Below are 12734 nucleotides of genomic sequence, written 5' to 3' on the forward strand. Positions count from 1 at the left end.
CGAGGAGTCCCCATGCGGACAGGCATCATCGGCACCGGGCGGATCGGCTCGACCCTCGCCAGGATCCTCGTGGCGGCGGGCCACCAGGTCGTCCTCGCCAACGCGCGCGGGCCGCGGTCGCTCGCCCCGCTGCTGGCCGAGCTCGGACCCGGCGCCGCGGCGGGACACCCCGTCCAGGCGGCCGGGCAGGCCGACCTCCTGGTGCTGATGGTGCCCTTCGCCACCGTGCGGGGGCTGCTGCCCCCGCACGTCGTGCAGGACAAGGTGCTGGTGGACGCCACCAACGCCTTCGACGGCCCCGGGGCCGCCGACCCGGCGGGCCGCGGCTCCAGCGAACTGGTCGCCGAGTGGTACCCCGGCGCCCGGATCGTGAAATCCCTGAACACCATGTACTTCGAGACCCTCGCCGTCGCCGGGACCGCCCCCGGACGACAGCCGTCCGAGCGCCTGGCCCATTTCACGGCGGGCGACGACGCGAAGGCGAAGGAAATCGTCGCGGGAATCATCGCGGACCTCGGATTCGTGCCCGTCGACACCGGCCCGCTGCACTCCGGAGGAATTCTCCAGCAGCCCGGCGGTCCCCTCTACAACCGGTCGCTCACGGAAGCGCAGGCGCTCGCATGGATCTGAACCTGAACCTGAACGTGAACGGAAGACCGGAGCGGTTCGCGGCGCAGCCCAACGAACTCCTCGTGGAGCGGCTCCGCGACGGACTCGGGCTCACCGGCACCAAGGTCGGCTGCGACACCGGCCAGTGCGGGACCTGCGTGGTCCGGCTCGACGGCAGGTCGGTCAAGAGCTGCCTGATCCTCACCGCCGCGGCCGCCGGCTCGGAGGTCACCACCATCGAGGGCGTGTCCGAGCGGGGCGGAGAGCTGACCGGCCTCCAGGAGGCCCTGCGCCAGGAGCACGGCACCCAGTGCGGCTTCTGCACCCCCGGCATGGTCATGGCCCTCGGCGAGCTCGTCGAGACCAGCGCCGGCGGAGAGGCGCCCACCGAGCCCGAGATCCGCGAGTGGCTCACCGGCAACCTGTGCCGCTGCACCGGCTACCACAGCGTGGTCCGCGGGGTACAGCGCGCCTGCGCCCCCGCCGCCGAGGCCGGCGTGCCCGGACGGGAGGGCTGAGGGAGATGACCGCAGTGCCGGGGGAGACCGCCACAGCCGGCGGGGCCACAGCCGACGGGGCCGCAACCGTGCGGGACGCCACAGCCGTTGAGGACACCGCAGCCGTCGAGGACACCACCGCGGTGCGGGACGCCACCGCCGCCGACGGAGCCACGGACGTGATGGACGACGCGCCCGCGACCGCCGCCGAGCCCGCGGAGCACGCCGTCCTCGGCCAGCCGATGGACGCCCGCGAGGACCCGCGGCTGCTGCGCGGTGAGGCCACGTACGTCGCGGACATCGACCTGCCGGGCACCGCCCACATGGCGATCCTCGGCAGCCCGGTGGCCCACGCGAAGCTCCTCTCCATCGACACCAAGGCCGCCGAACAGATGCCCGGCGTCCTCAAGGTCGCCACCGCCGCCGACTTCACCGACGTGATGCCGCTGCCGTGCATCTGGATCCCCGGAGGGGTCGAGAGCCACTTCCCGCCCCACCCCTACGGACTGCCCGGCGCCCGCCCCGTCCTCACCGGCGACGCCGTCCGCCACGTCGGCGACCCCATCGCCGTGGTCGTCGCCGAGACCCCGCGCCAGGCCGCCGCCGCGCTGGCCGCGATCTCCGTCGAGTACGAGCCGCTGCCCGTGGTCACCCGCGCCGACGCGGCCCTCGCCGAAGGCGCACCCCAGCTGCACGAGGCCGTCCCCGGGAACCTGAACGCGTACTGGACCTGCGGCGACAAGGACCGCACCGACGCGGCCATCGCCGGAGCCGAGGTCACGGTGGAGCTCGACCTGGTCAACCAGCGCACCATCAACAGCCCCATCGAGCCGCGCGGCGCGGTCGGCGACTACGACGCCACCACCGGCGAGTACACCCTCTACGCCACCACCCAGGGCCCGCACAACCACCGCTTCCTGCTCTCCGCCCTGGTCCTCGGCATCCCCTTCAACAAGCTCCGGGTGATCGCCCCCACCGTCGGCGGCAGCTTCGGCACCAAGGGCTACCTCTACCCCGACATGGCGCTCGTCCTGCTCCTGTCGAAGGCGCTCGGCCGGCCCGTGAAATGGGTGGACACCCGCACCGGGCTGATGAACTCCACCGTCCAGGGCCGTGACCACCGCCAGCACGTCACCCTCGCCGGCACCCGCGACGGCCGCATCACCGCCGTGCGCTGCACCAGCTACGCCAACCTCGGCGCCTACCCCTCCACCATCGGCCCCGGCGTCGCCACCGCCCTGATGGGCCGCTCCATCACCGGCATGTACGCCGTCGACGCCGCCTTCTGCGAGGTCTACGCCGCCTTCACCAACACCGTCTCGCTCGGCGCCCAGCGCGGCAGCGGGCGCGCGGAGGCCGCCTTCCTGATGGAACGCCTCGTCGACCGCTACGCCGGGGAGATCGGCATGGACCCGGCGGAGGTCCGGCGCAGGAACCTGGTGCCGAAGGAGGAGTTCCCGTACGACAACGGTCTGGGCTGGACCTACGACTCCGGGAACTACCTGCCGAACTTCGACCGGGCCATCGAACTGTCCGGCTACGCCGGCATGCCCGCCCGCAAGGCCGAGGCCCGTACCCGCGGCAAGCGGCTCGGCGTCGGCATCGCCACCTACGTCGCGATCTGCGGGGTCGGCCCCTCCACCCGGATGTCCAAGGAGGGCATGCTCGGCGGCACCTGGGAGAGCGCGAACATCCGCGTCCACCCCACCGGCGAGGTGGCCGTCACCGTCGGCTCCGCCTCCACCGGCCAGAGCCACCACACCGTCTTCGCTATGGTCGCCGCCGACGAGCTGGGCATCGACCCCTCCCAGGTCCAGGTGTACGAGGGGGACACCCTCAAGGCCCCCTACGGGCAGGGCACCTACGGCTCGCGCTCCTACAGCATGGCCGCCCCCGCCGTCGCCCTCACCGCCCGCAAGATCAAGGCCAAACTGGTCAGGGCCGGAGCCGTCTTCCTGGGCGTCCCCGAGGACAAGGTCGTCTACCGGGGCGGCGCCGTCCACGAGGACGGCAACCCCGCGAACACCAAGACCTTCTCCGAACTGGCCATGGCCATGTGGTACGGCTGGGGACTGCCCCCGGAGATCGAGCCGGCCCTCGACGAGACCACGCACTTCGACCCGCCGGACTTCAACTACCCCTTCGGCACGCACGTCGCCGTCGTCGAGGTCGACGAACTCACCGGGGAGACCGAGGTGGTGGCGTACACCGCCGTCGACGACGCCGGCAACATCGGCAATCCGAAGATCGTCGACGGCCAGATCGAGGGCAGCATCGTGCACGGCCTCGGCCAGGCGCTGATGGAGGCGGCCGAGTACGACGAGAACGGCGTCCTGATCAGCTCCGACCTGAACCACTACGCCCTGCCGCGCGCCGCCGACGTCCCCTTCTTCGCCCTCGACCGCACCGTCACGCCCTCCCCGCACAACCCGCTCGGCGCCAAGGGGGCCGGCGAGATCGCCACCGTGCCGCCCGCCGCCGCGGTGGTCAACGCGGTCGTCGACGCCCTCTCCGACCTGGGCGTCCGGCACATCGACATGCCGCTCACCCCCGAGAAGGTGTGGCGCCGCCTGCAGGGAGAGACGCAGTGATCCTCACCGAATTCGACTACGTCCGCCCCCTGCGCCTCGACGAGGCCCTGGACCTGCTCGCCGGGCCCGGCGCCCGGGTACTGGCGGGCGGCCAGAGCCTGCTGCCCGGCCTGCGCGCCGGGACCGACCGGGCCCGGCTGCTGGTCGACGTACGCCACCTGGAGGAGCTGCGGGGGATCTCCGGCGCCGACGGGACCCTGCGCGTCGGGGCCCTGACCACCCTCGCCGAACTCGCCGCGCACCCCCTGGTGCGGGAGCGGGCGCCGGAGCTGGCCGCCGCGGCCCGCGCCAACGGCGACCCCCAGGTCCGCAACCTCGGCACCGCCGGCGGCAACCTGGCGGTCCCGGGCCGGCCGACCGACCTGCCGGTCGCCGCCCTCGCCGCCGGCGCCGAGGTGGAACTGGCCGGCCCCGGCGGGCGCACCCGGGTGGGCGCCGAGGAGTTCACCGCCGGCGGGGTGCCCGCCGGATCGGTGCTCACCGCCCTGCTGGTGCCCGCCGCCGGCCCGGCCGCCGCCTTCGAGAAGGCCGCCGACCGGGCCACCCGCTACCCGCTGTGCGCGGCCTGCGTACGGATCACCGCCGACGGGCCGCGGATCGCCGTCACCGGAGCCACCCCCCGCGCCCTGCGCCTGCGCGGGGTCGAGGACCGGCTGCGCGGCGGCCCGTACACGACGGAGGCGGTGCTCGCGGCCTTCCGCGCCGAGCCCCGGGAGCTGTTCGTCCCCGGGCGCGGCACCTCGGCCGAATACCTGGGCCACCTCGCGGGCGTGCTCACCGCCCGCGCGCTGGCGAGGGCGGCCCGGATCACCGCCTGACCGCCCGCCGGGCACCAGGAGGAGGGGAGTAGACGCCATGGCCGAACCGGCCGAGACGACGACCACAGGAGGCACGGTGGACCACCGGGCCGCCGGCGCGGCCGCCCCGGGCGGCGCGGCCAGACCGTCGGGCTTCTGGGTGGTGGGCACCGTCCTCGTCCTGCTGATGCTCTCCTCCTCCGTGCCCTCCGCCCTCTACGTGCTCTACCAGGAGAGGTGGGGCCTGTCCTCGGGGACGGTCACGGTGGTCTTCGCCGCCTACGCCGTCACCGTGCTCGCCGGACTGCTGCTGTTCGGCTCCCTCTCGGACACCGTGGGCCGCCGGCCGGTCCTCGGAGCCGCACTGGTCCTGGCGATCGTCTCCATGGGCCTGTTCGCCGGGGCCGGGGGACTGGGCCTGCTGCTCGCCGCCCGCGCCGTCCAGGGGCTGGCGGTGGGCCTGGCCACCGGGGCGATGGGCGCGGCCCTGCTGGAACTCAGCCCGCGCTCGCGGCCCGCGCTGGGCGCCCAGGTCAACAGCGCGGGACCGACCGTCGGCATCGGCCTCGGCGGGCTCGGGGCGGGGCTCCTCGTCCAGTACGCGCCCGCGCCCACCGTGCTCAGCTACCTGCTGCTGGTCGGGGCCTTCGCGATCACCCTGGTCGGCGTGGCGCGCATGGCCGAGAGCGCTCCCGGGGCGGGCGGCCGGCTCCGGGTGGTGCCGCACCGGATCAGGGTGCCCGCCGCCGCGCGCGGGCGGTTCGCGGTGCTGGTGCTGACCGTGGTCGCCGTGTGGACGGTCGGCGGGTTCTACCTGTCGCTGGGCCCGCACCTGGCCCTCTCCCTGCTCCACAGCACCAACTACCTGGCCGGAGGCGCCACGGTGGCCCTGCTCGCGGGCGCGGCCACCGCGGCCCAGCTGCTGTTGGGCCGCACCGAGGCGCTGCGCACCGCCGTGCTGGGCCTGATCGGGCTGCTCCTGGGCCTCGCCCTGGTGCTGCTCGCGCTGGGCCTGGGCTCGCCGGCCGTGTTCCTCGTCGCCACCGCCGTCCTCGGCAGCGGCTGGGGGGCCGCCTTCCTCGGCTCCTTCCGTGCGCTCAGCGCGCTCGCCGAGCCCGAGCACCGCGGCGAACTGACCGCCGCCGTCTACGTGTTCGCGTACCTCGCCATGAGCGTCCCGGCGGTCCTCGCCGGACTGCTGACCAACATCCACGGCCTGCACCGCACCTCGGTCGGCTTCATGGCCGCCGTCGCCGGAGTGTGCGCGCTGGCCCTGTTCACGACCCTGCGGCTGGCCTCCCGCACCAGGGCAGAGGGGAGCACGGTGTGACCGGAGCGGCGATGGACGCCACGGAGCTGAGGTCCGCCCTGTACGGGCTGGAGATCTTCGCGGGGCTCACCGGGGAACAGCTGGACTGGCTCGTCTCGGTCTCCGAACCGCGGGTCCTCGGCGACGGGGAGGTCCTCTTCCACGACGGGGACGAGGCGACCGGCTTCCACGTCCTGCTCTCCGGCGGGCTCGTGGTCACCAAGGTCGTCGACGGCCGGGAGGAGGTCCTGACCCGGCACTCCACCGAGGAGGGCGGGGCCGCCGCCGAGGAGCACGACGGCAAACCCTCCGCCGCCCACCGCTTCACCGGGGAGCTGCCCCTGCTGACGGAGGGCTCCTACGTGGCCACCGCGGCCGCCAGCGGGCCGGCGACGACCGTCGTGGCCTACCCCAAGCCGGTGTTCTTCGAGATGCTGACCCGCTGCCACGGAGTGGCGGCCGTGCTGCTGCCCGTCCTGGCGTGGCGGATCAAGTCCTCCGAGGTCCAGGCGCGCAAGCGCGCAACGGTGGAGGCGTTGGGCACCCTCGCCGCGGGGCTCGCGCACGAGCTGAACAACCCGGCCGCCGCCGTGGCGCGGGCCGCGCAGGAACTGGAGCCCGCCCTGGAGCGGCTGACCGGGACCGCGTACGCGTGGGGCGCGGCCGCCACGGGCGCGGAGCGCTCCGTACTGGACCGCCTCGCCGGGGAACTCGACAAGCTCCCGCCGCCCGGGACCACCGATCCGCTCGCCCAGGCGGACGCCGAGGAGGAGATCGCCGACTGGGCCGCGGCGGCCGGCGCCGAACGTCCCGGCCTGCTCGGTTCGGGGGCCGCCGACCTGGGACTGGAGCCGGACTGGCTGCCGGCGCGGCTGGAGGAGGTCGGCGACACCGCGCTGCCCGCCGCCCTGGACCACCTTGCGGCGCTGCTGGAGGCCCGCTCGCTGGCCGCCGAACTGCGTGCCGCGGGCCCCCGGATCTCCCAGCTGGTGGCCGCCACCCGGGACTACGCCAACCTCGACCGGGCCCCCGAGCAGCGGTTCGCGGTCACCGACGGCCTGGAGAACACCCTGGTCGTGCTGCGGTCCAAGCTGGCGGGCATCACCATCGTGCGCGCCTACGACCCGGAGCTGCCCGATCTCACGGGCTATCCCGGCGAGCTGAACCAGGTGTGGACCAACCTGGTCGACAACGCCGCCGAGGCGATGGAGGGCGCGGGCGTGCTCACGCTGCGGGCCCGCGCCGAGGGGGTCTGCATGGTCGTGGAGATCACCGACACCGGGCGGGGGATCCCCGAGGACGTCCTGCCGCGGATCTTCGAGCCCTTCTACACCACCAAGGACGTGGGCAAGGGCACGGGCCTGGGGCTGCACCTCAGCTACCGGATCGTGACCCAGCGCCACCACGGGTCGATCGCGGCCCGCTCCCGTCCGGGCGAGACCCGGATGGTCGTCCGCCTGCCGCTCGCGCCGGCCGCCACCGGCTGAGCGCGACCGGCCGTCCGCGACCCGCCCGTCCGTCACTGACCCGCCCGTCACCGACCGGTCGGTCACCGACCCGTCCGTCACCAGCAGATCCGTCTCCAGCACATCCGTCACCACGTACCCGTGCCGGCCGACCCGCTGTCAGCCGGATGTCAGGAAAGGGAGTCGAACATGGCCAAGTACGACATCGCCACGCTGCACCCCGTCTTCGTCCGCCAGATGGAGGCGCTGGCCGCGCTGGACATCGAGGCGGTGATGAAGAACTACACGGAGGACGCCGTCCTGCTGCGCTTCGAGGGGGCCTCGGTCGGCATCGAGGCCGTTCGCGAGACGTTCACCGGATATCTCACGGTGAAGCCCACGCTGGTCGAACTGCAGGAGTACATCGAGACGGAGGACACCATCTTCTATCGGGCGATCATGAACCTGAACGGCGAGCCGGAGCACGCGTTCGGGACGCTGGTGGTCCGCGATGGCCGGATCTGGCGCCAGACCGCCGGATTCGGCGGCTGACGGCCCTTTCCTGGGTAGCGTGTGCGGGGAGGGTGCAGGGCGTGGGCCCTCCCCGCACACGTGAATGATTCGGTGAAGGGGAGGCCGCGGGTCATGGAGCAGGAAACCAACCGGGTGGAGGCGTTCAGTGATGGCGTGTTCGCCATCGTGATCACCATTCTGGTGCTGGAGTTAAAGGTTCCGGAAGAGCAGGGCGCGGCCCTGTGGCACGGACTCCTGGAGCAATGGCCGCATTACGCCGCATATCTCGTGAGTTTCCTCATCATCGGTGTGATGTGGGTGAATCACCACACGATCTTCAGTCACCTCAAGCGGGTCGACCGGCCGCTGTTGTTCCTGAATCTCCTGGTGCTGATGGTGGTGTCGGTGATTCCGTACACGACCAACGTCCTCGCCGAGCACCTCACGGACGGGGAATCGGCCAACGTGGCCGCGATCCTCTACAGTTCGTGGACCGTCGTGTACGCTCTCGCCTTCCTGGGCTTCTGGTGGTACGTCACCCAGGTCGGCCACCTCTTCCACGAAAAGGTCGACAAAGAGGGTGCCCGGGCCACCCGGGTGCGATTCGGACTGGGCGCGGTCGCCTACCCCTTGACCGTCCTTCTGTCCTTCTTCTCGGCACCCCTCACTCTCGTCGCACACTTTCTGATCGCGCTCTACTATGCGGCGAACCAGATCCCCATCCCGCTCGTGGTAGAGGAAGAGCGGCTCGAATCTGCCGGCGACCTCAGGAAGTAGCCGCCCGGACCTACGGCCGTTCTGGCCGGTCAAGTAGGGTAAAGGATCTAGCTGGTCGCGGGGGAGGCACCAGATGGCTCGGGTAGTCCTGCCGGAGGATTCCATCAAGGAAATCTCCGATTTGATCGACGTACTGATCTCGCTTTTCTTCGAATCCTTACCCCGGCGGGACCAGCGAAACTGGGCCCGCGTTTATCTGAACGGTCTGGTGCGGACCACCGGGAAGAAAACAATCCGTAACATCGCCGGAACAGGGGCCAGTTCCGTCGAGCAGAGCCTCCAGCAGTTCATCAGCAAGTCCCCCTGGGACTGGACCCCCGTACGCCGCTCGCTCGCCCAGCACCTGGAACGCACCGCCCAGCGTCCGCTGGCCTGGGTCGTACAGCCCATGGTCATCGAGAAGGCCGGCGACCGCTCCGTCGGAGTCGGCCGCCAGTTCGTCCCCCAGCTCGGCCGCACCGCCAACTGCCAGCAGGCGGGCGGGATCTGGCTCGCCTCCAGCGAGGCCAGCTTCCCCGTCGAATGGACCCTCACCCTCCCCGGGCCCTGGACCAGCGAACTGCTGCGCCGCCGCAGGGCCGGCATCCCCGACACCGCACGCTCCCTCACCCCCGCCCAGGACGCCGTCCACGCCGTCCAGCGCATGGCCGCGACCTGGCAGCTCCAGCGCCGCCCGGTCGTCATGGAGGTCTCCAACACCGACCTGCCCCAGACCATCGAGGCCTTCGCCCTCCAGGACATCCCCTTCGTCCTCAAGGTCGACGGCTCCCTGCCCGTCTCCTTCGGCGGCGCGGGCCGCCACAAGCCCGGGCCGCACACCGCGCCCGCCCGCGAGCTCATCGACTCGCTGCGCTCCCAGCGCCGGGTCGTCGAATGGACCCGGCACGGCCGCGCCGAGGGAGCGGTGACCCTGCTGACCTCGGCCCCCATCCTCGCCACCCCCGCCGAGGACCGGCCCGTGCCCGCACCGCCCACCCCGCTGCTGCTCGTGGGAGCCTGGACCGAAGCCGCCCTGCTGCCCTCCGAGTTCTGGATCACCAACATCGGGGACCGGCCCCTCGCCCAGCTCTTCCTGCTCGCCAAACTCACCGACCGGGTGACCCTGGACTTCACCGAGACCTGCGAACCCGTCGGCATCCGGGACTTCGAGGGCCGCTCCTTCCGTGGCTGGCACCACCACGCCACGCTCGCGAGCGTCGCCCACGCCGCCCGGCTGCTCAGCACCGGCGGCCGGCACCCCGACCCCGTGCCCCTGACGACCGCCCCCGCCCGCTACACGGGCGCACCGGCCGCCAGACCGCCCGCCGTACTGCCCCCGCGACCCCTGATCCCCGGGCAGTCGCCGCGCAGAGCCGTCATCCGCTGATGCTCGACATCGCCGCGGCCCTGCGGACCTGGTGCGCGGAGCGCCGCGAGTTCGCGCTGGCCACCGTGGTCTCCGTCAGCGGCAGCGCGCCGCGCGGACCGGGCGCCTCCCTGGCCGTGGACGCCGCCGGCACCGCTCTCGGCTCCCTCTCCGGAGGCTGCGTGGAGTCGGCCGTGCACGAGCTGTGCCTGGAGGCCATCGCCTCCGGGCAGGGCGGCGTGCACCGCTTCGGCTACAGCGACGACGACGCCTTCGCGGTAGGGCTGACCTGCGGCGGGATCCTGGACGTGCTGGTCACCCCGGTGCGCGGCCAGGACCCCGTACGGCCCGTGCTCGGCTCGGTGCTCGACGCCGCCGCCGACGGGGCCAGGGTCGCCCTCGCCCGCGTCGTCAGCGGCCCGCCCGGACAGTCCGGGCAGGCCCTGGCCGTCCACGCCGACGGCACCTGCGTGGGCGGCCTCAGCGGCGGCGCGGCCCTGGACCGGGCCGCGGCCGAACGCGTACGGGCCCTGCTGCTCGCCGGGCGCACCGGCACCGCCGAACTGGGCACCGCCGGCGGGCTGTGCGGGGAGCCGCTGACCCTCCTCGTCGAATCCGCCGCCGAACCGCCCCGGCTGATCGTCTACGGGGCCGTCGACTTCGCCTCCGCCCTGGCTCGGATGGGGGCCTTCCTCGGGCACCGGGTCACCGTGTGCGACGCCCGGCCCGTCTTCGCCACCCCGCAGCGTTTCCCCGGCGCCGACGAGGTGGTCGTGGACTGGCCCCACCGGCACCTCGCCGCGGAGCACGCCGCCGGGCGCCTGGACACCCGTACGGCCGTGTGCGTACTGACCCACGACGCCAAGTTCGACGTACCCGTCCTCGCGCTGGCCCTGCGGCTGCCGCTGGCCTACGTCGGCGCCATGGGCTCGCGCCGCACCCACACCGAGCGGGCCGCCCGGCTGCGCGCCGAGGGGGTGACCGAGGCCGAGCTGGCCCGGCTCAGATCGCCGATCGGCCTGGACCTGGGCGGGCGCACCCCCGAGGAGACGGCCCTGTCCATCGCCGCCGAGTTCACCGCACTGCGCCACGGGGCCCCCGCCACACCCCTCACCGGAGGCCTCCGGCCCCTGCACCGGACGGCCTCCTTCCGGGGCCCCGGGACCAAGGTCCCGTAGGAACCGACCACGCGGCCCGGTATGTCCTGGACGTTCGGCCGGGGCGGCATGAACCCCCGGACATGGGAGAATGAAGTACGTGCGTTTCCTCGGCTGACCCGTCGAGGTACCTCCGATCGACTGGGAAGTTCAGCACGTGCGTTTCCTCAATGACCTGAAGCCGCCGTACGACCTGACGTACGACGATGTGTTCATGGTGCCGAGCCGCTCCGCGGTCGGCTCCCGCCAGGGCGTCGACCTCTCCTCGCCCGACGGCACCGGCACGACCATTCCGCTCGTCGTGGCGAACATGACCGCCATCGCGGGCCGCCGGATGGCGGAGACCGTGGCGCGCCGCGGCGGAATCGTCGTCATCCCCCAGGACATCCCGATCGAGGTCGTCACCGACGTCATCTCCTGGGTGAAGACCCGCCACCTCGTGCTCGACACGCCGATCACCCTGGCGCCCACCCAGACCGTCGCCGACGCGCTGTCCCTGCTGCCCAAGCGGGCGCACGGCGCGGGCGTCGTCGTGGACTCCGAGGGCCGCCCGGTCGGCGTCGTCACCGACCACGACCTGAGCGGCGTCGACCGCTTCACCCAGCTCTCCGAGGTCATGTCGAAGGAGCTGCTGCTCATCGACGCCGGCATGGACCCGCGCGACGCCTTCAACCAGCTCGACGCCGGCCACCGCAAGCTGGCCCCCGCCGTCGACAAGGACGGCCGCCTCGTCGGCATCCTCACCCGCAAGGGCGCCCTGCGCGCCACCCTGTACACCCCGGCCACCGACGCCAACGGCAAGCTGCGCATCGCCGCCGCCGTCGGCATCAACGGCGACTTCGTGGCCAAGGCCAAGCAGCTGCTCGACGCGGGCGTCGACACGATCGTCATCGACACGGCCCACGGCCACCAGGAGTCGATGATCAACGCGATCAAGGCCGTGCGCGCGCTGGACCCGCAGGTCCCCATCGTGGCCGGCAACATCGTCGCCGCCGAGGGCGTCAAGGACCTCATCGACGCCGGCGCCGACATCATCAAGGTCGGTGTGGGCCCCGGCGCCATGTGCACCACCCGCATGATGACCGGCGTGGGCCGTCCGCAGTTCTCCGCGGTGCTGGAGTGCGCGGCCGAGGCGAAGAAGTACGGCAAGCACGTGTGGGCCGACGGCGGCGTCCGCCACCCCCGCGACGTGGCCATGGCGCTCGCCGCCGGTGCCTCCAACGTCATGATCGGTTCCTGGTTCGCCGGTACGTACGAGTCCCCGGGCGACCTCCAGCAGTCGGCCGACGGCCGCTTGTACAAGGAGTCCTTCGGCATGGCCTCGGCGCGCGCCGTGCGCAACCGGACCTCCGAGGAGTCGGCCTACGACCGCGCCCGCAAGGCGCTGTTCGAGGAGGGCATCTCCACCTCGCGCATGTTCCTCGACCCGACGCGGCCGGGCGTGGAGGACCTGATCGACTCGATCATCGCGGGTGTCCGCTCCTCCTGCACCTACGCCGGTGCCGGCTCCCTCGCGGAGTTCGAGGAGAAGGCGGTCGTCGGCATCCAGTCCGCGGCGGGCTACGCCGAGGGCAAGCCGCTGCACGCCAGCTGGAGCTAGTCCCCGTCCCGGTGGCCCCGGCCCGCCCCACCCGGGCGGCCGGGGCCACCGGCGTACCCGGACCGGCGGCGTCGCGTCCCGCGGGGCCGCCGGT

11 protein-coding genes are annotated in these 12734 nt (G+C 72.9%); all 11 read left to right on the forward strand.

Annotated elements, in window-relative coordinates; translation table 11 throughout:
- Positions 1–12 precede the first annotated feature (12 nt).
- The 11 genes from OG295_RS28600 (at position 13) to OG295_RS28650 (ending at position 12640) form a co-directional block, all read left to right on the forward strand.
- Positions 13–630: an NADPH-dependent F420 reductase gene (locus OG295_RS28600; protein WP_371679488.1), complete on the forward strand. Its 618-nt coding sequence runs from the start codon at positions 13–15 to the stop codon at positions 628–630.
- A complete protein-coding gene (locus OG295_RS28605) occupies positions 621–1127 on the forward strand; it encodes a (2Fe-2S)-binding protein (RefSeq protein WP_371679489.1) in 507 nt (168 codons plus the stop codon). The genes OG295_RS28600 and OG295_RS28605 overlap by 10 nt, the downstream gene beginning before the upstream one ends.
- A gap of 5 nt (positions 1128–1132) precedes the next feature.
- A complete protein-coding gene (locus OG295_RS28610) occupies positions 1133–3697 on the forward strand; it encodes a xanthine dehydrogenase family protein molybdopterin-binding subunit (RefSeq protein WP_371679490.1) in 2565 nt (854 codons plus the stop codon).
- Positions 3694–4515, forward strand: a complete 822-nt coding sequence (locus OG295_RS28615; RefSeq protein ID WP_371679491.1) for a xanthine dehydrogenase family protein subunit M — start codon at positions 3694–3696, stop codon at positions 4513–4515. Before OG295_RS28610 ends, OG295_RS28615 begins: the two co-directional genes overlap by 4 nt.
- Positions 4516–4552: 37 nt before the next feature.
- Positions 4553–5824 carry an MFS transporter gene (locus OG295_RS28620; protein ID WP_371679492.1) on the forward strand — a complete coding sequence of 424 codons (1272 nt, stop codon included), beginning with the start codon at positions 4553–4555 and terminating at the stop codon, positions 5822–5824.
- Entirely contained in the window at positions 5821–7290 is a 1470-nt protein-coding gene (locus tag OG295_RS28625; protein WP_371679493.1) for an ATP-binding protein, read from the forward strand. The genes OG295_RS28620 and OG295_RS28625 overlap by 4 nt, the downstream gene beginning before the upstream one ends.
- A gap of 168 nt (positions 7291–7458) precedes the next feature.
- Complete coding sequence (locus OG295_RS28630) at positions 7459–7800, forward strand: nuclear transport factor 2 family protein (RefSeq protein ID WP_030234121.1); 342 nt, start codon at positions 7459–7461, stop codon at positions 7798–7800.
- A 93-nt stretch (positions 7801–7893) separates the two neighbouring features.
- Positions 7894–8538: a TMEM175 family protein gene (locus tag OG295_RS28635; protein ID WP_371679494.1), complete on the forward strand. Its 645-nt coding sequence runs from the start codon at positions 7894–7896 to the stop codon at positions 8536–8538.
- Positions 8539–8611: 73 nt separating this feature from the next.
- Positions 8612–9904 carry an IS701 family transposase gene (locus tag OG295_RS28640; protein WP_371679495.1) on the forward strand — a complete coding sequence of 431 codons (1293 nt, stop codon included), beginning with the start codon at positions 8612–8614 and terminating at the stop codon, positions 9902–9904.
- Positions 9904–11061, forward strand: a complete 1158-nt coding sequence (locus tag OG295_RS28645; RefSeq protein WP_371679496.1) for an XdhC family protein — start codon at positions 9904–9906, stop codon at positions 11059–11061. The genes OG295_RS28640 and OG295_RS28645 overlap by 1 nt, the downstream gene beginning before the upstream one ends.
- A 136-nt stretch (positions 11062–11197) precedes the next feature.
- Positions 11198–12640 carry a GuaB1 family IMP dehydrogenase-related protein gene (locus OG295_RS28650; protein WP_371679497.1) on the forward strand — a complete coding sequence of 481 codons (1443 nt, stop codon included), beginning with the start codon at positions 11198–11200 and terminating at the stop codon, positions 12638–12640.
- The last annotated feature ends 94 nt before the right edge of the window (positions 12641–12734 follow it).

The organism is Streptomyces sp. NBC_01276, from assembly GCF_041435355.1.
Taxonomy (GTDB): Bacteria; Actinomycetota; Actinomycetes; order Streptomycetales; family Streptomycetaceae; genus Streptomyces.

Coding starts and splice junctions, on each gene's coding strand:
- OG295_RS28630 (WP_030234121.1), top strand. CDS start 7,459: ATGGCCAAGTACGACATCGCCACGCTGCACCCCGTCTTCGTCCGCCAG.
- OG295_RS28645 (WP_371679496.1), top strand. CDS start 9,904: ATGCTCGACATCGCCGCGGCCCTGCGGACCTGGTGCGCGGAGCGCCGC.
- OG295_RS28620 (WP_371679492.1), top strand. CDS start 4,553: ATGGCCGAACCGGCCGAGACGACGACCACAGGAGGCACGGTGGACCAC.
- OG295_RS28640 (WP_371679495.1), top strand. CDS start 8,612: ATGGCTCGGGTAGTCCTGCCGGAGGATTCCATCAAGGAAATCTCCGAT.
- OG295_RS28605 (WP_371679489.1), top strand. CDS start 621: ATGGATCTGAACCTGAACCTGAACGTGAACGGAAGACCGGAGCGGTTC.
- OG295_RS28610 (WP_371679490.1), top strand. CDS start 1,133: ATGACCGCAGTGCCGGGGGAGACCGCCACAGCCGGCGGGGCCACAGCC.
- OG295_RS28635 (WP_371679494.1), top strand. CDS start 7,894: ATGGAGCAGGAAACCAACCGGGTGGAGGCGTTCAGTGATGGCGTGTTC.
- OG295_RS28600 (WP_371679488.1), top strand. CDS start 13: ATGCGGACAGGCATCATCGGCACCGGGCGGATCGGCTCGACCCTCGCC.